Source organism: Niastella koreensis GR20-10 (assembly GCF_000246855.1).
Lineage (GTDB): Bacteria > Bacteroidota > Bacteroidia > Chitinophagales > Chitinophagaceae > Niastella > Niastella koreensis.
The window spans coordinates 2,124,757-2,146,824 of record NC_016609.1 but is presented as its reverse complement, the minus strand read 5'-3'; the positions used below and the strand labels follow the sequence as shown (position 1 = coordinate 2,146,824).

Below are 22,068 nucleotides of genomic sequence, written 5' to 3'. Positions count from 1 at the left end.
AATCAAATTACAATCAAAACCAGACTTGCTTGAAGTATACCACCTCGCTGCACAGGATCATTGCTATTGCCAGTGCTCTTACACTGACCTGTGTACAATTCTTTCTTCTGTACAACACCTATGAATTAAAAAACAACCATTATCTCTTTGCAGAAAAACGCATTATTAAGGAGGAGTACCTGGGGGCCATCAAAAATGACAAGGTCATGCCGGGTGGCGCCAATATACTGGATCATTATGTAATGGGTAACCTGCCGCGGCTGGCAGCCCTGTATAAAACGGACAAACAGGCGTTCAATAAACTTGGCCAGCAGGTTTGTGACAGCGCTTTCCGTGACCTGCGTAAAGCCAACAATATGGACAGCCTGATGGAAGCCATCAGGCAGCGAAACCACCTGGATAGAAAGCTGCGGTTCGCGTCTACCATTGAGTTTATTGAAATAGCTTTCCGGCGGGACCAGTATGTGCCGCTCTACCACCAGGATGGCCATAACGAATGGATTGATCCGCAGATCCAAACAAAGGCCGGGATCCGCATAGCCGGTACACTGGACAACCTGGAGCCCAATACCCTGGCCCAGCATGTAACAGTCAGCAGCAGTACAGATAACAGCTATAACATCTCCTTCAGCCTGTATATGGACACGTATGACCGCAAACAAACCATTCTCCGGCTCATGATGCCCACCTTTCTGCTCTCCCTTCTCTCAGTAGGCGGCGTGGTCATCCTGAACTTTGTAACCTTCCGCAACTGGATCCGGCAAAAGAAACTGTCAGAGATGAAATCAGATTTCATCAACAGCATCACGCATGAATTTCATACGCCGCTGTCCGCCATCATTGTGGCCAACCGGACTATGCAGAACGACAGGATCCTGTCTAACAAAGACAGCCTCCTCCCACTTACTGATGTAGTACAGCGGCAGGCCGACCGGCTCAAAACGCTCATCAGCCAAACGCTGGGTATTACCACCATGAACAAATTGTCGCTGCACATGGAGCGCCGCTCTGTGCACCATCTGCTGGATGAACTGTTGCTGGATTACCGGCTCAATGCAACAGAGTCTGAAGCAGAGGTCACCCTTACCTTAAACAAAAATGCTACACGGGACGTTGTTTTGCTCGATCCTTTCTGGTTCACTACCATAATTCTGAATATTTTTGACAATGCAGTTAAATACAATACCAGCCAATCCAAGCAGATCATTGTGACCACATCCAGCGATAAAAAAAATCTGCACATTGAAATAGCAGACAATGGCATTGGTATCAACAAAGAAGTTAGAAAGCATATTTTTGATAAATTTTACCGGGGTGGCAGCGGTGTTCACAACAGGGTGAAGGGACTGGGATTGGGACTATTCTATGTGAACCAGGCTATAGACTCGCACAAATGGAAGCTGGATGTCCAGAGTGAAGAAGGAACAGGCAGCACCTTTACAATCAGTATACCCTTATTGGAACAAAAGACCCTCCTATGAATGCAAAGATTTTATTGGTTGAGGATGAAATTGATCTGGGCAATGTTGTTAAACAGTACCTGGAGATCGTTGGCTTTGAGGTAGATTGGGCAAAGAATGGTAAGCTGGCGTTTGACCAGTTGCAACAGCCTCATTCTTCTTATCAACTGATCATTATTGATGTTTCCATGCCCGTAATGGATGGCTTTGAACTGGCCAACCGGATCTTTGAAGCCGGCATTCAGATTCCCTTTCTTTTTCTCACAGCGCGTAATGAAAAGGCAGATCGTTTGTATGGACTGAAGATTGGCGCGGACGATTACATTTCAAAACCCTTTGATGTGGATGAACTGGTGCTTCGGATAAAGAACATCATTCGCCGCTATACGGCTACCGAAACGCCTCAACGGCCCATTATTACCCGGGGCGATGTAGAGTTTAATAAAGATTCCCTCAGGCTGTCTATCAAACACAGCAATGACATTATCCTCACGCCCCGTGAGGCAGAACTACTCCTGTATCTTTTTGAACATGAGAATAAGATCCTGCGCCGGGAAAACATCCTGGTACAACTCTGGGGTAAGAACGATTATTTTCTGGGCCGAAGCCTGGACGTGTTTATTTCCCGGTTGCGAAAACACCTGAACAACTCCAACTGCATCCGGATTGAGAATGTATATGGCGTGGGATTTATTTTCAGGGTGCAGGAGTAGAAAGCCATTTTTCTCAATTATAGAATTACCAGTTTACCATTCCGGGAACTGACGCCATCGGAAGCTTTGACAAAATATATTCCGTTCGGCAGGCTTTGCAGGTTCGTAAGCACCAATTCATTAAGCCCCTTTTTTAAAAGGTATTGCCTGCTCAGCACGGCATGCCCGGCCACATCAAATACGGTAATTTGAAGTTTGTTATTGCCGGTTGAAGACCAGCTGATCGTGGAATGCCCGATGGCAGGAACAGGACTTATATCCAATGCACCTTCCGTGAAGCCAGTTTGTATGGTAATAACCTTACTCAAAAATGTTTGGCCGGCTGTACCGTTTGCCTTGATCCTGTAATAGACAGTAGCTTCTGTGCCGGCTGATGCATCTGAAAAGTTATAATTGCTGATCCCGCCACTACCCCGCTTATTGACCATGCCGGCTGAAACAAAATTATTCCCATTGTAACTCCGTTCTATGATATAGTTTGTAACCTCATTTTCATTGGTGGCTTCCCAGTTGATCAGCACCTGCCTACCGTTCCTTTTTCCCTTTACGAACAGGAACTCCATAGGTAAAACCGCGCAGCCGGAGAATGTCACAACCGGGCCGGTAACGAATGTACCGGAAGCACCGGCCAGGGCGCCATAATTAATAGTGCCCGATGCACTATTTGTAGTGCCGGCTGTTCCGCCGGTTACCGAAGAGGCTGCATTCAGTATTCCGTCGGTATATATAACGCCGCCGCCACCTCCGCCACCGGGCCCATGCGGAGGAAGTCCGCCATTCCAAAAATTACTGCCGCCATTGCCGCCATTCGCAAATACAGTAAGGCCCGAATGACCGTTGTGTGCGTTGATCAATACGCTGCCACCAGCGCCCCCACCTCCAGATGCATCGTTGACAATGGTGCTGTTTGCATTACTACCATTCGCATATACAAATCCGGTGTTTATAATGGTTCCTGCGTTTATAATAACAATGCCGCCACCCGCGGCGCCACCGGAAGCCAGGCCACTACCCGGGCTTCCGGTAGCGTTGTTAGTACTGCCGGCTCCGCCGCCGCCGCCCAACACCAACCGCAACGCGCCTCCCTGCGCGAATGGGGCGCCGGGATAACCCCCATAGGGCCCACTTGTTCCATAACTGTTGCCGCCCTTTCCGCCTGCGCCGCCGTTCCCACCGCCACCACCGCCACTGTTATTGGCATTGATCGTGGTATTATCATCGCTTCCGCCTCCACCGGCATTGCCGGGAGCGCCCATGCCGAAACTTCCGCCGGGATATCCTTCTGCTGTATTGGACAGCAGAGAACCATAATTGTTGCTGTTAATAAGCCTCGGTGTTCCGGCAATCCCTTCTCCCTTCGATGCATGGTTGCCCAATTGGGCGCCGATGTTGGCATTGGTAGGCGACACAACTACAAAGTCCCGGGTGGTACCCGTTCCGCCGGCCAGCGCTACTCCACCACCACCACGGAAACCGGCGCCGGTAACGATGATCGAATGCCCGTTCATGTCCAATGTGTTCATTACAGCCATCGCGATTACCCCACCGGTAGCACCATCCCAGTTAGGCGGCGTAATGTCGGCGTTTAAAACGAGGCTATAATATACAGGTACACGAATTACCTGGTAAGTGTATTGACCATCGGTTCCAAAAGCGGCTGTTTTATAATTATTAACCGTTCCCGTCAGCAGCGTCAACGTACCACCGGTCAGCGGAATGGAATTAGTTGCGATTACATATTCCATATTACCGGCGAATAACTCCGTATTATTCAGGTAACCGCTGCCGCTTGCGCCATCGCCGTAGGTATTGTTGTTGGTTGAATTGATCTGCGCGCCCTGCATCTGAATGATCAGCAGAACATCACCGGTACTGACAGGGATTGTTCCATAAGTGGCGCCGCCTATGGCAACAGAAGTACTACCCGCACTTACCGTTGCCTGTTGCCCGGGATAATATGTATTGGAGTAAGAAGTTATAGTAGCCATAACAGGCGGCGGGCAAATTTGTGCCTGAACAGTATTTACTGGTAATATCGCTGTATACAACATAACCAGGAAGCATTTGACAACGCATTTTTTTAAACCGGATTTCATGGGTAATGGATTTTTTTATGGATATCAGATCACAGATGCGTAAAACTGAACAAATCGGAGTAACTATTCCTTAGTATTACTTGTATAAGGATAATTCGTTAATTGAATACAGCCGATTTTAACATGGGTTAAGGTTATTGCTGCTGATTTATCAGAGGTTTGTACTGTCCTAAACAAATAGGCGTAAAACAAAATGAAAACAGCATTAATTATTATGGTTATGAGTTTACTTGGTTTTGGTAAAGGAGACCCGCAAACAGCCGGCAAGGAGCTAAAAACAATTGTATTGATCCATGGCGCCTGGTCCGATGCCTCTTCATGGGATGCAGTGACACCCCTGCTTAAAAAGCAGGGTCACGAAGTAATCACGGTTAATCTTGCCGGTCACGGAAAAGATACCACCTCATTTGCAGGGATCAGTTTTCGCACCTATGTAGACCAGGTAAAAGCAGCTATCGGTTCACGCCGTGATGTAGTACTGGTGGGGCATAGTTTCGCAGGTCTGGTGATCAGCCAGGTAGCCGAAGAAATTCCAACCCAGCTCAGCAAACTGATCTACCTTGCTGCTGCACTTCCTCATGATGGAGAAAGTCTTTTATCATTAGCTAAACAGGACCCGGGATCACACATCGGCAAGTCTTTAACCGTTGACCAGGAAAATGGCCAGGCGATCATTGCCAAGGACGCCATTGCCGATATTTTTGCTGCCGATGCGCCGCAGCCGGTGCAGCAATATCTTACCAGTCACATCAGGCCCGAGCCGCTTATTCCCCTTGCCACGCCGGTTCAGCTTACTGAACAACATTTCGGCAGCATCAAAAAAGTATATATTCATACTGTAAATGACAATGCCATCAGCTACGGCGCTCAACAGCATATGGTAAAGACAGGTAAAGTAGATAAAGTGTATACCTTAACCAGCAGTCATACCCCTTTCATTTCTATGCCCAATAAACTGGCTGACATCATCATTGCCGAAAGCAAATAGCCTATTAATAAGTGTTCGCAATAAAAACAGACCCTTTCAACTCATTGAAAGGGTCTTGCCGATTTTAATTTTTTCCTGATGCGGCTCAACGACGGGGGTTCTATCCCGATATAAGATGCGAGGTATTTGTCTGCGAAGAGCTGCAGCAGATGTGGTTCGTGGCATAACAGGTGATTGTACCTTTCCCTGGCCGATTGCGTAAGCAGGTTGAGCATCCGTTCATAAGCTGCAATAAAAGAATGCTCATGCAGTTTTTGCAAACATTTCTCCATTATGAGTCCTCCATCAAATTTATCCCCAGGACCTCGCTTTCCTATCCGGATTAACCTGGTATCAGTAATCGCTTCCATGTGCATCTCCCCAGAACCCTGCGTAAAAAAGCTCTTATAATCAATAATAAAAAGATTCCTGGGCGTGCTATGTATATCATTGAAATGGAATGACCAGGAGATGGTTTTTCCAGCGTGGTCCACATAAAACAATCTTGCCTTACCTGACAGGATGAAATAAATATACCTGGACAGGTTGCCTTCGTTATTTATTATCTGCCCTCTTGAAATGTCGATTTCTTTACTGTTATTCAGCATTGTTTCGATGGCAACGTCGTCCAGGTCTACCAGCTTACCAATAGTATCCGGCAAGTATATTGCAGACGTAGGATTATTAAAATTCATTTTTAATTAAGTTGTAAGCATGTACATTAAAACCGGCAGACAAAGTCTTACTCGAAGTCTCTGCGGTGAATATTCAGGCGCTTCATTTTGGAGTTGAGGGTAGTAGAAGGAATTTGTAATAATTCCGCTGCGCCACCAGCGCCTGAAACTTTACCCTGGCATTTTTTTAGTACGTATACGATATGCTCTCTTTCTATCTCATCGATGGTCCTTACACGCGCATCTTCTGCCGAAGCGACGGTTGGCGGTTCCGGATTTTCAACCAGGTTATGCACCGGGATGTCTATATGCTGAATAAATGTGTCCTGGGTCAGTATCACGAACCGTTCGATCAAATGCTCCAACTCGCGGATGTTTCCCGGCCATGAGTAAGCCATCAGACCGGATAACACCTCTGCAGAAACACCGCTTATCTTTTTTCCTGTTTTCCGGTTATACTTTGCAATAAAATGATCGACCAACGCCGGTATATCTTTCCGGCGATCGCGCAAAGGTGGTATGGTGACCGGAAAAACATTCAGGCGATAATACAGGTCGCTACGAAACCTGCCCGCCTGCACTTCCTCCCAGAGCTGGCGATTGGTAGCGGCAATGATCCGCACATCAGTAGGGATCACGGTTTTCCCCCCCACCCGCTCGATCTCCTTCTCCTGTAAAACACGCAGTAATTTAACCTGAAGGTCCAATGGCATTTCGCCGATCTCATCCAGGAACAAAGTGCCGCCGGCAGCCAATTCAAATTTACCGATGCGACGGTCCGTGGCCCCGGTGAAACTCCCCCGCTCATGACCAAACAACTCACTCTCTATGAGGTTGGGCGACAACGCGGCACAATTTACCTTTACCATCAACTGATCTTTACGGTACGATTGGTTATGAATGGCCCGGGCTAACAGTTCTTTACCTGTTCCCGTTTCACCCAGAATAAGTACGGAACTATCGGCCTTCGCCACCTGGGATACACGTTGGTACACTTGCTGTAAGGCGGCACTGGAACCAATTATCTCCTGGTAATTATAAACTTCGTTGATCTCTTCCTGCAGATACCATTTCTCCTTCTCCAGTTGTTGTTTATAGCTATTGATCGCCCGCATTTTTTTCTCCAGCTCATCATTAGCCAAAATACTGGCTACGGCTACGGACAGCTGTGACGCTATCCCCTGAATAAGATTCAGTTTATGACGATCGATCTCATTGGGGACTGCCGAACACATCATAAGAAAACCAATCCGCTCTTCGCCATTGCGCAGCGATACGAATAAAAACTCCCTGATACCGGAATCGTAATTTACCCTTACACACAAAGACCCTTTTCTTTCTCTGATCAACCGCTCCCCGTCGAATATCACCGGGGTATCGGCATGTAAGGCAACATTCAGCAGGCTGTCGCTGATGGGGAAGATCTCATCTGTTAGCCTTGGATAATCCGGATGTTGCTGGTTGGGAGAATGAGGGTCTAATAAAAAAGTTCTTACGGTCTTTTTATCGCTGTTAAGTATGCAGATCACCGTATGGGAAAAAGAAAATACAGTCCGCAGCTTGCCATGTAATACTTCCAGCAGGTCCATTTTATTACGGGTGGCAGCAATACTATTGCTTATGGAGAGCAGCATAGCCTGCTCCTTTTCTTTTTCAGCGATCTGCCCGGCGGCCAGTATTTTGGCCATAGCAACAGTCAGCTGCATGGAAATACCCTGCGCCAGCTCAGGCGCCACTTTTTTAATATCATCGATCAATTGCTGGAGTTCGCGTTTGTCACTGATCCCAGCTATGATATTATTCAAGTCTTCGGGCGTATGGTCCATATGTATCAAAAGTAATAAGTTTATGATAACTACGGTCCAATCAGTATCCTGTTCAGACCGTAGTTATGGTGCAATAATTACTGCCTGACACCGGCAATATTCAATAAGATCGCAGTGACTGAATCAGGTTTCGAAAGAAAAGGGCTATGGCTCGTATTGAGCGAATATACCCTGGTAATACCTGCAGTCTGCACCATCCGTTTCTGAAGATCGATACCAATCACTTCATCCTGCAACGTATGGATATAATACTTATCGGCATTGGTAAAATTAGCCGTTGTTGTAACAGTCTGCGTAAAAGGTTTAACAGGGTCAGGTCTGAAATTAGCCACTACACTTGCTTTGGTGGCTGGTGAGGCATCCCAGCAAAAGATGGGCGCTATGCTATCCCTTACAAAATCGAGCACTCCATGAACAGAATCAATAACCAACGGACCAGCAGGAGCAGGAATGACATGTGTCTGGTTGTCTGTGGTTGCCAGCGAGAGTGGATATTGCCCCGCAGCAGGGATATAACCTGCCAGGAATACCAGCTTATCGATCCGGTTGGGTATCTGCTCCTCCACTGCTGAGATGGCAAATCCCGACAAGCTGTGCCCTACTAAAATAACTTTTCCGGTAACACTGTTGATAGCCGAAACGATCTGGTCGCGATAACTATCCATCGTTATCACGCCCGGATCAGTTTGGTCGGCGCCATGGCCGGGTAATTGTACCACAACAACTTTCTGCCCTGCTCTTGACAGTTCCGCCTTTACACTGTCCCAAACGAAAGGCGCCTGCCAGGCGCCATGTACCAATACAAAGGTTTGGGGCGGAACCGTTCCCGGATCACTTTTTTTACAGGAGAATATTCCCATACTGACGATAAGAATGCCGACCAGTATCGGTCTACTGCTTTTCATTTTCATTATTAAAGAATTTTATTCGCCGGTGTGTGCCAAAACAGTGCCGCCAATATTAAGTGTATGTAAAACAAACTGTTGAAGAAAATGACCCCGCTTTTTACTTACGATTTAAAGTAAATAATCCAACCGTTTACGATTTATCGTAACTGCTTCAACCATTATTCATTGTTAACAACCGCTTTAAGAATTATCCCGTTTATTTGCAGGGAGGTAACACTACAGGAAAAATCCAGCTATGTCGCACGCAAGGAATTTTGAAACCCCCAATGGAATTTATTCTCAGGCTCTATGGTTACAGGTATTATCGGCTATCAACCAAAACACCGGCAAAGCCGTCTCTATTGAATCCGTTTTCCGGAAATCAGGCCGGCAATTATTGACCTCCCAACTGGCAGATGCAGTAAGTTTGATCGTTTACGACCAGGATGCGGTCCGGATCAGTGAACTGTTCCTTATAAAAGGGCCAGGCCATTTCAAACGAACAAATTTTCACGATCTCCCTTCAAGGGGTCTCTCCCTTTCCGGCACTGAAGTGGCCCACTTAACCACCCTGGCCCGGCCTGTTATAATGAAGGCCCCGGCAACCCGGGACAGATTATATAATGCAGACGCCCCACTTCACTTTTTTACCGCTTACACACAACAGTTACACCTGCCTTTGTTCAATAAAAAGGTCCCGATAGGCACCCTCACGTTGCATAGCAGCCGACCGGGTACGTATGCCGCACAGGACCTGCCTTTATTCGACATGCTTGCCAGTTACCTGTCGATGGTTATGCAGCTGCACATGGCAGACGAGGAAGCAAAATTGGTTGAAGAAGAACGAAATGTCCTGCTTGCACTCGCGAATGCCCTGACGAAAGTCAGGAACAGGAACGACCTCGCCTATGTATTGCAAAACCAGTTCAGGCGGCTGTTCTCTTCCGGGGACATCGTGATCTGTGAAACTGATCACGAAAAGCAAACACATTCGGTCTTTCTTCTTTTATCTGACACAAACAGGTTTCAGCCAGCTTCGCCCGTCACAGCTGCAACCTATCCGGTAGATGATGGATTTTATAAACAGGTGCAAACAGAAAAACAGGTACGTTTATACAACATCGAGGAAGTGATGCGGCAGAAAAAGGTGCCTGCTTATATCCGGGACCTGTTTGACAATGATATCCGGCAGATAGCAGGCATTGGCTTAAGAGCCGGTGATACCAGCATCGGCGCTTTATTCATTTTATGCGATCGTCATCAACGGCTCATGCCGCGACAAACAATCGCCATGCGCGTCGTGTCGTTGCACCTGTCTTTGGCTGTGGCCAATGTGCTGGAAAAAGAAAAATATGCTTACCCGTTACCTTCCACTGTAAGTTTAAACAAAGCACCGGCCCCTACCGGAATGATCGGTACTACACCGGCCATGCAAAGGATCACCCAGCTTATCTCACAGGTCGCCGCTTTCGACAGCACTGTCCTGCTCATGGGAGAAACCGGTACAGGCAAAGAACTGGTAGCAAAGGCCATTCACGATAATTCCGGCCGAAGCAACAGCCCGATGGTGAAGGTAAATTGTGCTGCGCTGCCTGCCAATCTTATAGAAAGTGAATTGTTTGGTCATGAAAAAGGAAGTTTTACCGATGCGATCGAGCGGAAGATGGGTAAATTCGAAATGGCCCATAACAGCACGCTGTTCCTGGATGAGATTGGGGAACTGCCTCCTGATCTCCAGGTCAAATTACTCAGGGTATTGCAGGAAAAAGAAATCGAACGCATAGGCGGAAAAGAAGTCATCCCGGTGGATGTCCGGATCATTGCAGCCACCAATCGCTGTCTTCAGAAAGAGATGCAGGCCGGCAGGTTCCGGAGTGATCTGTTCTACCGGCTGAATGTACTTCCCCTTACCTTACCACCACTCCGGGAAAGGAAGGAAGACATTCCAGCCCTGGTTGCTCACTTCATGCATAAATATGCCCTGAAAACCGGCAGAAGCGACATGGAGATTTCAGCCAGCGCTTTGCAGGACCTGATGGCATATCACTGGCCGGGAAACATTCGTGAGCTCGAACACCTCATTGAACGAAGCATACTGCTCACAACAGATAATCATATAACGAGAATAGACCTTCCCGCTGGCTCGGAGCAGAGCAAAAATGCCTCCCGCATCAGAACCCTGGAGGAAGTTGAACGTGACTACCTCCTCGCTATACTAAAAAAATGCAAGGGAAAAGTGGCTGGTGCAGACGGAGCAGCCCGCCTCCTGAATATTCCATCTACTACCCTGAACTCAAAGCTCAGGCGCCTGGGTATAAAAAAGGATTACCAGTGACCCCTGTTAAAGTCCGGAGAAGAATTTGTATTTTCGCGCCCCTAAATCAAAATCAGGTGTGAAATCTTGACTCCTTCATGCCCTTATCTTTAACTTATTTATGAAAAGACTCAATCTTACTTCCCCGTTAGTCCTGCTGTCAGGACTTTTTTTTGTTATGTTCATGATCTCCTGCGGTAAAGACGGTGCCAAGGGTGCAGATGGCGCTCCTGGCCCGGCTGGCCCCAAAGGCGATTCCGGTTCAGGCAATGTGATCTATTCCGCCTGGCTGGATGTGGCCTATAAGCCCGATACCGTGCACCAGGCAGGTGGTAAAATTGATACGATAGGCTACTATGCCATCATTGCCGCCCCCAAACTTACCCAGGCGCTGGTGAGTACCGCAGATGTAAAAGTATTCATCAATGGTAACGATGCAAGTGATCCGGTTATTTATGCGTTGCCTTATGTTGCCACTTCCGGTCTTAACATCCGGTTCTCAGCTTATACGGGAAATATCCAGCTGGATGCCAATGCAGACGTAAGTACCGTCACTACCGGTGGTAAAAAGTATCAGCAATACAGGTACATGATAGTGCCCGGCAATAACCTGGCAAGAGCTGCTGCACCGGTAAACTGGTCCGATTATGCCGCTGTTAAAGCGTATCTCGGGTTAAAAGACTAAATTGTAGTAAAATCTTTATAGTCAACTTCTTCAACAAAGGCGCATAAACTCCACAGTTTATGCGCCTTTGTTGTCAAAAATTCATATCAGTTTATTGCAAAAGCCGCCGGGCATCAAAATTGACCAACATATTGCAAACAATGCGGCATTTTGATCAAACTTTTCGGCACATCTCATTAACTTTGTGGCATATCTCATTAAAGATTCCGCATTCAGGAGTAACTATGCCGCATTTCGAACCAACATTTGAGTAACCTGACTTAACATTGGAGTAACCTGGATAAACTTTGGAACAACCTGGGTAAATATTGGAGCAACCCGGTATAACTTTTGGACAACCCTACATAACATTGGCACATAAGTGCATAACATTGGAGCATAAGTTGCTTATTTACCATGAAGAGTACTAAAGATATATGCATAAGTTAAGAAGATATGGACTAATCTAACGAACTAATGATCCAATGTTGGTACTGGAAGATCTTTTTATAAGAATTGGCAGGATATAATTGGTGTTTCATTAACTATAATGAGTAAGGGTTGACACATAGTTAGTAAAGATCATTGCCTAAATAGACAAGGATGAATTAAAGTTGAGTAAAAATATCGCATATTTAGTCAGCCTTTAACCATAATTAGGTAGCAACGAGACGCAGTTATAATTAATTACCAGGCATGGAAGCCTTTTCTACAGCATCTAATTTTTCAGCTAACTTAATAAATACCGGGTCCTTTGGCATCAGTTGCTTTTCTATCTTTTGATAATGCTGTAACAGACCAAACCCTATGTGAAAAGAAACATAGAACCGGTCATCTTTGTTATTTATGCTGTTCAATGCATTTATAAAAAGATCGCTTTTGCAAATAAACGCCTCCCCCATCGCCAGGTCGCGGGCGTCTGATTCCATAACACCGTCTACCGGTACCGTTTCTAACAATTTCCTGATCACCAGCGTATCGCCTGTTTTACAAACGTGGTTGGAAAAAATATTCAGGATTGGTCTGTAAACACGATCCCGGTGTTCATCCAGTTTATTGATAGTAACAAAATACCCCACACTATCCTTGCTTTCATATGCACTGATGAAATCGGTCCCTAATTTTCTGTGGGTTGTAAAAATGCTTAATAACATTTTTTGCTGTGCAGCAACGGAGAGTTCTTCTATCAACTGTATCTGGCTTTTAGGTATGTAGCCCCATATTGGTTTAGTGGTACGTACATGCCACCAGCCGGCATTGCCAGGCTCGCAGTAGAAGATTTCATCCTTTGTAATTGTAGCTACTTTTTCCGAGGTATCATTTGCAGCGTTATACACATTCACTACCGGGTTGGGATCCCGGAGTTGGGCTATCTTCCAGGTTTGGGCCCTCATTTTTGGGCCAGGCAATAGGATAATTATAACGGTTATCAATCTCTTTAAATGGACTATCATATAGGTAAAGGTTTCTCCGGAAACATATTTAATCAATCTACCAACACAATCTTATTCTTTATAGCATACACCACCAGCCCAACACGGCTTTTCACACTCAGCTTTTCAAACAAGGCGTCCCGGTAGCCATCGATGGTGTGAATGCTTAAACACATTTTATCTGCAATGTCTTTGTAGGTTAATTCAGTGCAGGCAAGTTTCAAGAACTCGGTTTCGCGTTGATTCAGCGACACCAGTTCTTTTAACGAGGGGCCCGGTTTTTCTTCATGCAGCGTATTCAATGCATGGATCAGTTTGCCGGTAACCAGTTCTGTATAATAGAATCCCTTTGTTACCAGCGAGGAAAGCGCCTGCTCCAGTTCCTGTTTACGGATATCTTTTAGTACATACCCGCGTGCGCCCAGCCGCAACATCCTGATGATCGCATTTTCATTTTCATACATCGACAGGGCCAGGATCTTTATATCGGGATAATGTTCTTTTAACCACGCAGCCGTTTCAAAACCATCCATTTGCTTCATGTTGATGTCCAGCAGCACTATTTCAGGTAATTGGCCGGCGCTGAGCTGATTGATAAAATCCTGTCCGTTATCGGCTTCAATAATAACCTGGTAATTACAAAAACCATTGATCAGTTCGGCCAATCCATCCCTGAACAATTTATGATCGTCTACAATAGCCAGTGAAATATCTTTCATACGTTAAATGGTTAATGGTGGATGGCACCGGCCGTATACGGTACTGTTAATATTACCCGGGTGCCATATGAAGGTACGCTTTTAATGGTCAATTCGCCGCCGATGAGGGCGGCCCTGCTCGTCATGTTTTTTATACCGGCGCCGTTGCCGCTCATGGTGCCTTTGTTGGTATTTGTCCTGGTAAATCCCCGGCCATTGTCGGCCACATCAATGACCAGGCAGGCATCTGAAAACACCAATGCCACTTCTACCGAAGTGGCCTGCGCATGTTTCATCACATTGTTCAACGATTCCTGTACAATGCGATAGATCACGATTTCCCGGGAACCCGTTAGCTTTTTTTCTATTCCCGAAAGATTAAACGTTGTTTTATACATCCCCGTTTTTTCCAGCATTTCCAGTTCAAACTGAATAATGGCGGCCAGCCCTACCTGGGCAATATTAGAGGCGTCCATTGTTTTGGATAAATTGCGCAGATCGGCTACGGCCTTTTCAACCAGCCTGGTTATGTTATCCACCTTTTGCGAAGCCTTATCGGCATCTTTAAATTCGAGCGCGCTTAAATTGAGAACGGCGAGTGATAATACCTGTCCAACGTTATCATGTATTTCTTCCGAGATGTTTTTCAGGGTTTGTTCTTTTATTTCCAGTTCGGTTTTGAGGATCTCCTGGTCGTACTGTTTTTTGATCTCCTGCATTTCGCGTTTATGGCGTTCCTGGCGGGCTTTATAAACGAACAGAAATGAAACGATAAAGCAAAGCAGCAATACCAGTACAATGGTGCCACCAATGATCATAAAAAAAATATCGTGGTTGTCGGTTTGCATGTTAAAAGATCATTCTTTAAAAGCGAGCTGGCACCAGGCGCCGATCATAAGCAGGATCAATGCCAGGTATTTAAAAATATACGTTAGCCCGTACGCCTGCCGGGCCATTTCCATGGAATATTTAATCAGGTAATTCAACATACCTACGGTAAAAAGATTCCCGGTAAAACAAAATAAAATACCTACACAGATCCAGAACATCGGAAACCGTTGCAGGTGAGTAACCCGCTGCAATAAAAGTACTTCGCGTAAATAAAAGAGTGACCAGGTGAGGATCAGCAGCGACATTACAACGTTACTATACGAATTGCTTTCATGTGGTTTTTGTACAAAAGCCGAGAACACGATGCTGAGGAGGATGAAAAAAGGGATCGACGCGGTAATGATCTTTTTTAACAGGGCGCTGGTGATGGCATTCAGATACAGCAGGCTTAAGATCGTATAGGCAATGGGTGTATATATATGAAACAGAAAAAGATTATTGCGCACGCCGATCTTTCTCAGGTAAACGGCCAGGACACTGGTGGCAAGCACCAGCACCAGGTAGGCAATAATGGTGCTGCTGAAATGTTGTTTATTTCTTGCTGCTATCAGGAACATAACAATAGTAGCCGATAATAAAACAAAGAATATGATATCCGGGGTTTTCATTCAATATTATTTCTTGTGGGGTTTGCTTTTGTACTCCTTTGCCAGGACCTGGGCCATCTCCGGATCTAACAGGCAGGGCGGGCATTCACCAACAGGAGCGCTGTCGTTGTATAAATACTTTCCTCCGGGAGGACCTGAAATATATAATTTATTGAGTATCGGCTGCATGGCATCGAGAAAGATCTCCACCTTCGTTCCTTTTTTTAATTGTTTTTCCTCTATGGTTGCCCGGTAGCCCAGGAGCGCAGCATCGGCTGCCAGGTTGTTCTGGTGCAGGAAACGGGCATAATTGGCCGATCCCTTTTCAAACTCCCCTTTATTGCTTTGGGTAAAGGGTTTTCCGTCTTTATCGCGCGGCACTACCAGTACATCAAAATCCTGCTTATTCACAGCCGTGGATTGTTTAACCGGATAAATGTCCAATAGCAGCCTGTTGCTTTTGCCTTTGATAAGCAGTTCCTGTAATTTTTTTGTATCCAGTGTTTTGTGCAACCGGTAATGCTTGTTGGCCGATTGCGTGGCTGCTGCAATAAACAAAATCACAATAAGTGATTCGGCGATGATGACTGTCAGCCATTTCTGGCGAGGTGTGTTGGTCATGGTTAAATGTTTAAGATGAATGGTCTTACAAATCTGCACCTATTTTTTAGTATTTCACCCCCCACTTTCCGGGTATATAGGAGGGGGAAAAACGCCCGGTACCCGGTTTTCCGGGTACCAGGGGGAAGAAAAAGGGGGTGCCGCCGGGGTAGGGTTCCCCTCCCTCAATTACAGTCTTTCCCGGATTGTTTGCCGCTGGCGGGTAAATGAACTTTATGACCTAACAAAACCAGTCAATTACCATGAACTACATTTTCAAAGGAAAACTTTGCGCGTATTTATGCGGTGATTGCTCAGAACCTTTGAGCAACATCAAAATACGGCTGTACAAAATAACCAGGGTTGAAGACGCCACCCTGCTGGCCGTTGCCAATGCCAAGGAAACCTTTCACCAGGTAAACAGCGAAGGGTTAAAGGCAAAAAGCAAGCTGTTACTGGCCGAAACCACGGCCGATGCCAATGGCGATTTCACGTTTAACTTAAGTGACAAAGAAGGTTATAACGGAGAAGCATTTGATGTGGATTTCGTTTGCGGCACCGGTTGGGGCAAACCACATCCACCTAAAAAAACAGAAGAGTTCCAGTTTCACATCACCACCCTGCAACCACAATGGAGAGAAAAACAAACCAATGAGCAGCTGGTAAAATTCGCCGGCTGGGAATTTTGCCTCAGCGCCAAATGGTGGTGTTCCATTTTAAAACTGATAGACCGCTGGGTGATCTGTGGCAATATAAAAGATTGCGAAACAGGCGTTGCTGCTGCGGGCGTACGGGTGTTTGCGTATGATGTAGACCTGTTTCAGGACGATCCGTTAGGAGATACCTATACCGATGCGTATGGGCATTTCAGGATCGTATACACGTCTGCCGATTTTTCAAAAACATTGCTTTCCTGGCTGAATGTTGAATGGCCGGCCGGTCCTGATCTGTACTTCAGGATCGAATCGGCTTCCGGACTGGTGCTTTTGCAGGAAGACCGGCAAACCGGACACCGGCAAGACCGTACCAATGTGCACAATTGCTTTTGTGTAGACTTCTGCGTAAAATATCCTGGAGAAGTGCTCGTGCCCTGGTTTACACATGTAGGTAATTACAACATTTCATCAGACATGGATGCAAACGGCTTAACCATCAACAACCGCTCCTTTGCAAGCGGTGTCGGATTTGGCTTTTTTGGCGCCGTTAAACTGGTGGGCTATGCCAGTAAAAAAGTGCCAACTGATTTAACAAGGCCCCTGTACTACCGGTTTATGTTTTCGTTGGATGGCAGCGCCTGGAACCCGGTAACCGAAACACAAATGTATCCTTACCGGTTAAAGGTAGGTGTACGGCAAATTATCTGGAATGGCACTACAGCTTTTCAGGACATAGTGATCGATCCTGCGCAGGCTGCTTCTATTCCTGATAGCATTCCGCCAGATAATTTTCCGCTACCTATCCCCGATCATGTACTTCGTTTAGACACCGCCGGTTGGGTGCGGGTAGACCAGCGCGGCCTCGACTCTGGTTTTTATGGTCCCCTGCTGTGGGTGAATACCAATACCATTGTGCCGGGTGGCATAGCTACCGATGCAGGTGATGCGCCAGGCAGTGCGCCGGTAAATCCAAAGGCCGGACATAAAGTTCTCTTCGCGTTTCAAATAACCGATGATCCTTCCAACCCCGCATCGCCCCATTTCAGAGAACAGGCGCAGGAAGGTATTATTCATGTAAACAACTGGAATGAAGTAAGCCTGCTCAGGCTCGATGAATTGTTTGCCGGTGGCGGCACCGGCTGCAATCCCATCAGTACACATGCCAATGTGCACTTTACAGCCGATCATGAATTGATGGCCGAATGGGAGCTGGGTGTTTCTTCGGCGGCGGTGCCGGGCGGCATTTCGGTTATTGCCCCCGGTTCATCGGGTAATGCCCCCCGTGGCAGTCATCTTAATATTGATTTTGCCACCCCCGGTACAGTAAACCCGGCCTTTACGCCAATAAACTGGCCTTCCTGCGCATACCGGCTCACCTTAACCACCCGCCGCCGGCTTACCGATGGAGAATACAACGACCCGGGCCGGAACAATGAAATTCTCTTTTGCCGGTAAGTAGTGACTGCTGTGCTTTACAAAGGAGTAATGCTGAAAATCCTTATAAAAGAGTAAGCAATTAAAAACATACAAATATGGAAAAAACAACGTTTGCCGAAGTAGAAAAGCAGCTCCTCTCCCATCTTTCGGCAGCCAATTTAAGCGTAGATCACCTGTCGCAGGTGTCAGGTACCATTTCCAAATCATATGCAGCTGGTTTGCGTATTGTAGACTGGTGGATCTATGGCATCCCGGCTTTTGAAAGGATCGTGGTACAGGGGCAGCTCCCGCTTACAGGAGCCGGCGCTCTCCAGGAACTGGCCGCTAATAAACTGATCAAAGAGATCCGCATGCTCAGAAAAGGTATTCCTATCCCTGATTTCTTCCAGGTAGACCTGACCATTGAAAAAATAACAGAACAAATACCGAAACTGTGATGCCACAAAATAATGAGACCTGTGAAACCCTGCCTGCGGGCAGGGTTTCCAAAATAATTCAAATTCATCCCAGTTTGAATTGCAACTTACAATGTAAGCACTGCTACTCCTCATCGGCCCCCGGAATAAAAAAGGAACTGGCCTTTGACGACCTCGCCAATATTATAGGCCAGGCAGCAGAAGTGGGCTATAATGTTATCAGCCTGTCGGGTGGCGAACCATTTTTGTATCAGCAGCTCGAAGAGCTGGTGCGGTTTTCCAAAGCAGCCGGGTATTTTAATTCGGTAACCAGCAATGGGATGCTGTTAAAAGGAAGCCGCGCCAAAAATATTTTGAAGCATGTTGACCTGGTGGCAGTAAGTATCGACGGGAAGGAAGAGCAGCACGATCAGATGCGGTGCCAAACTGGTGCTTTTAAAAAAATGCGGGAAGGGGTGGCCGTTCTGCGGGATTCTATAAAGTCTTACGGTTTTATTCATACGCTATTGCCCGATAGCTGGAAAATATTGTCGTGGCTGGCCGGGTTTGCCATTGATGAAAAGGCCAGCCTGCTGCATTTGCATCCATTGGAAATGTCGGGCCGGGCAATACATACCCTGGGCGGGTCGCTGTTCAATCAAACAAACCTGTATAAGATCTATATCTCGCACTATTATTTACAAACGTATTTTGAAAATGATCTTTTCATCCAGCTCGATCTGTTGCATCGCAACAATATCAGGAACAATCCCAATTTTGTTTTTCATGAAAACTGTAAGCCGCAATTGACCATTACCGGGTTTTCCAGCATTTTTAAAGAACTGATCATAAATGAAAACGGTGATATCCTGCCCATTGCCCACGGCTGTTCGCCTTTTTTCACCATTGGCAATATTTATTCCGGCGAAAAGCTGTCCTCCATGATCGACCGGTTTATGCAGGAAAAAATGAATTATGTGATTGATCTGTTTCAAACTACCTACGACAGCATTATGGATGATAAAGAACAGGAAATCGTTAACTGGAGCGAAATGGTGATCCGGCAAAGTTTTACGTTGTTTCCTTTACATGCGGCATAATTGACCGTTGTTTGATTCACGCAACTTTCGGTTTGATAGCGGCAACTGGAGACGCCCGGCCAGCCTGTAATTTTGTTGCAATAAAAAAAGCAACATGAATAATAAAGAAAACAAAAAGGTGTGGTTTGTTACCGGCGCGTCGAAAGGACTGGGCCTTGCATTAACGAAAACATTATTGGAAGCAGGATACCTGGTTGCAGCTACCTCCCGGAGCAGGAAGCAGCTTATTTCATCTGCAGGGGCAGCATCCGATCAGTTTTTGCCGCTTGGCGTTGACCTTACCGATCCGCCTGCTGTTAAAAAAGCAATAGCAGATACGGTGAAGCATTTTGGTCGGTTAGATGTGATCGTGAACAATGCCGGTTATGGCATGGGTGGAACCATCGAAGAATTTTCTGAACAGGAATTGAAGCAAAGTTTTGACGTAAATGTTTTCGCGCCCGTTTATGTGATGCAGGCGGCCCTTCCTTTTTTACGCAAACAAAGGAGTGGACATATCATCAACATTTCTTCCGTAGCTGGTTTTGCCCCCGCCACCGGCTGGGCGCTGTATGCAGCTACAAAGTTTGCGTTAACGGGGATGACCGAAGTATTGGCGAAGGATTTAAAAGAACTGAATATTCATGCAACCGTAGTAGCCCCCGGGGCTTTCCGTACTGAATTCCTTTCTGACAATTCGCTGGTGTTTACCAAAAACAATATCGATGATTATAGTTCGGTACGTAAATCTCACGAAAGATACAGGGGTATGCATGGTGAGCAGGCCGGCGATCCCAATAAAGCAGCCACGGCTTTAATTGAACTGGCCGAAATGCCTGAACCGCCGGCTACGCTTTTCCTTGGTTCCGACGCGTATAACAGAGCTAAAGGAAAGATCGATGAGTTGAACAGGTGGCTGAACGAATTAAAAAACCTTACCTTTTCAACTGATTATTGAGATATGGAAAGTCCCCGGCACAGCCGTGGGACTTTTTTTAATATTTGCTACATTGCAATATGGAAAAAACACAGACATTGGAAGAATTCTACAAATCGAAATTCAAGTGGGTCCCTGCAGAGCTGAAAGAAGGGCTGGGTCATTTCAATGTCTTTGAGCTGGATCCGTTCGTGGGCAAGAATGCCAAACCGCTCCCGTATAACCGGAAAGATTTTTATAAGATCACCTTGTTTATAGGAAACAACCGGATACATTACGCAGATAAAACGGTTGATTGTCTGAAATATTCTTTGTTATTCGGTAACCCGATGATCCCTTATAGCTGGGAACCGCTGGATGATAACCAAAGCGGATTTTTTTGCATTTTCACGGAAGACTTCTTTAGCCATTTCGGTAACATAAAAGAATATCCGGTATTCAAACCAGGAGGCGATAAGGTTTTTACGTTAAACGAAACAACTGTTCAGGAGGTGACCGGAATCTTTAAACAGATGCTGGCTGAAATAAAATCAGATTACCAGTTCAAATATGATGTACTGCGCAACCTGGTATATGAACTCGTACACAAGGCGCAGAAAATGCAACCTGCCGCTTTGGCTGCAGAAAGGGAAACCAGGGGTAATGCGGCTATGCGAACTACGGCCATTTTTGTTGAATTGCTGGAAAGACAGTTCCCTATTGAATCGATAAACCAACAAATAAAATTAAAAACGCCAGCCGAATTTGCCGGCCAGCTGGCAGTACATGTAAACCATTTGAACCGGAATGTAAAAACAATAATGGGCAAAACAACCTCGCAGGTAATTGCTGAGCGCATGGCGCAGGAAGCCCGGGCCTTGTTAAAGCATACCAACTGGAATATTTCAGAGATCTCGTGGTGCCTGGGATTTGAAGAACTGGCGCATTTCATTCATTTTTTCAAACGCTTCAATAATACAACTCCGAAAGAGTTTAGGAGGTAAGCAGGTTCGTGCCTCACCCCTTACCATTCGGAAGGCGTTTTGCCGAATTTCTTTTTAAATGAATTCGAAAAATGTGAAAGGCTTTCGAACCCCAGATCGAGGTAGATGGCAGAAGGTTTCTTCTTTTTTTCAATAAGATGACGCGCCTCTGTCAACCGTCTTTCAGTTAGCCATTGCCGGGGTGAAGTGCCAAACGTTTTTTTGAAGTCACGCTTAAAACCGGCAAGGCTTCTGCCCGTGAGCTGCGCAAACTTTTCAACCGGAACATTATAATGAAAATTGCTAAGCATGAATTTTTCCAGGTCGATCTTGTAGGACTCTGAAAAGTCGAACAAAAACCCGCTGAGCTTTGGCATTACGTGTAAAATCAGTTTCACTGCTTCCTTTACTTTCAGAATACCCATGGTGGCCAGCATCTCTTTCTGGGGATTGCGCACATAGGGTATTATAGATTGAAAAAAGCCCTGCAGAAATTCGTTTCCGGGAATATGAATATTGCGCGGCCCGGCATATTTATGTGGTGTCATTATTTGCTCTTCCAGCGCAATTTGCCTGAGCAACTCTTCCTGCAGGGTAATAACAATCGTTTCATAATGCTCCTGGGGCGGCAACGGGTTTTTAGTTATCTGCCCCAGCTGGTTCTTGCCAATCAGCAACATCTCACCGCTTTTCATGGAGATCTTCTCGCTGGCGGTTTCAAATGTAAACCGACCGCAAACCTGCAACACAAGGGTATTGTGCTCCAGAAAACAAACTTTCTCTTTTCGCATT

The 22,068-nt window shown here is 46.1% G+C and carries 20 protein-coding genes; 10 read left to right on the top strand and 10 right to left on the bottom strand.

Going from position 1 to position 22,068, the window contains the following annotated elements:
- Nucleotides 1–29 precede the first annotated feature (29 nt).
- Nucleotides 30–1,481: a sensor histidine kinase gene (locus NIAKO_RS08585; RefSeq protein ID WP_014218020.1), complete on the top strand. Its 1,452-nt coding sequence runs from the start codon at nucleotides 30–32 to the stop codon at nucleotides 1,479–1,481.
- Nucleotides 1,478–2,173 (top strand): response regulator transcription factor, encoded by a 696-nt coding sequence (locus NIAKO_RS08580; protein WP_014218019.1) that lies wholly within the window; start codon nucleotides 1,478–1,480, stop codon nucleotides 2,171–2,173. Before NIAKO_RS08585 ends, NIAKO_RS08580 begins: the two co-directional genes overlap by 4 nt.
- Nucleotides 2,174–2,190: 17 nt before the next feature.
- Here the strand turns inward: NIAKO_RS08580 and NIAKO_RS08575 are convergent, their stop codons facing one another.
- A complete protein-coding gene (locus tag NIAKO_RS08575) occupies nucleotides 2,191–4,161 on the bottom strand; it encodes a T9SS type A sorting domain-containing protein (RefSeq protein ID WP_133055328.1) in 1,971 nt (656 codons plus the stop codon).
- Between the two features lie 301 nt (nucleotides 4,162–4,462).
- Here NIAKO_RS08575 and NIAKO_RS08570 point away from each other — a divergent pair, with 301 nt between their 5' ends.
- Entirely contained in the window at nucleotides 4,463–5,257 is a 795-nt protein-coding gene (locus NIAKO_RS08570; RefSeq protein ID WP_014218017.1) for an alpha/beta fold hydrolase, read from the top strand.
- 41 nt (nucleotides 5,258–5,298) lie between these two features.
- Here the strand turns inward: NIAKO_RS08570 and NIAKO_RS36530 are convergent, their stop codons facing one another.
- The 3 genes from NIAKO_RS36530 to NIAKO_RS08555 form a co-directional block, all read right to left on the bottom strand.
- Nucleotides 5,299–5,931: a Crp/Fnr family transcriptional regulator gene (locus tag NIAKO_RS36530; RefSeq protein WP_014218016.1), complete on the bottom strand. Its 633-nt coding sequence runs from the start codon at nucleotides 5,929–5,931 to the stop codon at nucleotides 5,299–5,301.
- Between the two features lie 47 nt (nucleotides 5,932–5,978).
- Nucleotides 5,979–7,736, bottom strand: coding sequence for a sigma-54-dependent Fis family transcriptional regulator (locus tag NIAKO_RS08560; RefSeq protein ID WP_014218015.1), 1,758 nt, complete (start codon nucleotides 7,734–7,736; stop codon nucleotides 5,979–5,981).
- 77 nt (nucleotides 7,737–7,813) lie between these two features.
- On the bottom strand, nucleotides 7,814–8,641 hold the full coding sequence (locus tag NIAKO_RS08555; RefSeq protein ID WP_165761294.1) for an alpha/beta fold hydrolase: 828 nt from the start codon (nucleotides 8,639–8,641) through the stop codon (nucleotides 7,814–7,816).
- A gap of 238 nt (nucleotides 8,642–8,879) precedes the next feature.
- Here NIAKO_RS08555 and NIAKO_RS08550 point away from each other — a divergent pair, with 238 nt between their 5' ends.
- Nucleotides 8,880–10,958 carry a sigma-54-dependent Fis family transcriptional regulator gene (locus NIAKO_RS08550; RefSeq protein ID WP_014218013.1) on the top strand — a complete coding sequence of 693 codons (2,079 nt, stop codon included), beginning with the start codon at nucleotides 8,880–8,882 and terminating at the stop codon, nucleotides 10,956–10,958.
- A gap of 100 nt (nucleotides 10,959–11,058) precedes the next feature.
- Complete coding sequence (locus tag NIAKO_RS08545; RefSeq protein ID WP_014218012.1) at nucleotides 11,059–11,622, top strand: collagen-like triple helix repeat-containing protein; 564 nt, start codon at nucleotides 11,059–11,061, stop codon at nucleotides 11,620–11,622.
- 662 nt (nucleotides 11,623–12,284) lie between these two features.
- Here the strand turns inward: NIAKO_RS08545 and NIAKO_RS08540 are convergent.
- Genes NIAKO_RS08540 through NIAKO_RS08520 form a run of 5 tightly spaced genes read right to left on the bottom strand, consistent with a single transcriptional unit; the run spans nucleotide 12,285 to nucleotide 15,831 of the window.
- Nucleotides 12,285–13,055 (bottom strand): SH3 domain-containing protein, encoded by a 771-nt coding sequence (locus NIAKO_RS08540; protein ID WP_133055384.1) that lies wholly within the window; start codon nucleotides 13,053–13,055, stop codon nucleotides 12,285–12,287.
- A gap of 32 nt (nucleotides 13,056–13,087) precedes the next feature.
- Nucleotides 13,088–13,753, bottom strand: coding sequence for a response regulator transcription factor (locus tag NIAKO_RS08535; protein WP_014218010.1), 666 nt, complete (start codon nucleotides 13,751–13,753; stop codon nucleotides 13,088–13,090).
- 11 nt (nucleotides 13,754–13,764) lie between these two features.
- A complete protein-coding gene (locus tag NIAKO_RS08530; RefSeq protein WP_014218009.1) occupies nucleotides 13,765–14,580 on the bottom strand; it encodes a sensor histidine kinase in 816 nt (271 codons plus the stop codon).
- Nucleotides 14,581–14,589: 9 nt separating this feature from the next.
- Nucleotides 14,590–15,231, bottom strand: coding sequence for a hypothetical protein (locus NIAKO_RS08525; protein ID WP_014218008.1), 642 nt, complete (start codon nucleotides 15,229–15,231; stop codon nucleotides 14,590–14,592).
- Between the two features lie 6 nt (nucleotides 15,232–15,237).
- Nucleotides 15,238–15,831 carry a hypothetical protein gene (locus NIAKO_RS08520; protein WP_014218007.1) on the bottom strand — a complete coding sequence of 198 codons (594 nt, stop codon included), beginning with the start codon at nucleotides 15,829–15,831 and terminating at the stop codon, nucleotides 15,238–15,240.
- Between the two features lie 242 nt (nucleotides 15,832–16,073).
- Between NIAKO_RS08520 and NIAKO_RS08515 the strand changes: the two genes are divergently transcribed.
- The 5 genes from NIAKO_RS08515 (at nucleotide 16,074) to NIAKO_RS08495 (ending at nucleotide 21,297) form a co-directional block, all read left to right on the top strand.
- Nucleotides 16,074–17,921 (top strand): transthyretin-like family protein, encoded by a 1,848-nt coding sequence (locus NIAKO_RS08515; RefSeq protein WP_014218005.1) that lies wholly within the window; start codon nucleotides 16,074–16,076, stop codon nucleotides 17,919–17,921.
- A 77-nt stretch (nucleotides 17,922–17,998) separates the two neighbouring features.
- Complete coding sequence (locus NIAKO_RS08510) at nucleotides 17,999–18,340, top strand: hypothetical protein (protein ID WP_014218004.1); 342 nt, start codon at nucleotides 17,999–18,001, stop codon at nucleotides 18,338–18,340.
- A gap of 74 nt (nucleotides 18,341–18,414) precedes the next feature.
- Nucleotides 18,415–19,398 (top strand): radical SAM protein, encoded by a 984-nt coding sequence (locus NIAKO_RS08505; protein WP_165761335.1) that lies wholly within the window; start codon nucleotides 18,415–18,417, stop codon nucleotides 19,396–19,398.
- 94 nt (nucleotides 19,399–19,492) lie between these two features.
- Complete coding sequence (locus NIAKO_RS08500; protein ID WP_014218002.1) at nucleotides 19,493–20,335, top strand: SDR family NAD(P)-dependent oxidoreductase; 843 nt, start codon at nucleotides 19,493–19,495, stop codon at nucleotides 20,333–20,335.
- A 59-nt stretch (nucleotides 20,336–20,394) separates the two neighbouring features.
- Nucleotides 20,395–21,297: a helix-turn-helix domain-containing protein gene (locus NIAKO_RS08495; RefSeq protein WP_014218001.1), complete on the top strand. Its 903-nt coding sequence runs from the start codon at nucleotides 20,395–20,397 to the stop codon at nucleotides 21,295–21,297.
- A 20-nt stretch (nucleotides 21,298–21,317) separates the two neighbouring features.
- Here the strand turns inward: NIAKO_RS08495 and NIAKO_RS08490 are convergent, their stop codons facing one another.
- The gene (locus NIAKO_RS08490; protein ID WP_244883959.1) at nucleotides 21,318–22,067 is read right to left on the bottom strand and encodes a helix-turn-helix domain-containing protein; all 750 of its coding nucleotides are present in this window, start codon (nucleotides 22,065–22,067) and stop codon (nucleotides 21,318–21,320) included.
- Nucleotide 22,068: the final 1 nt, after the last annotated feature.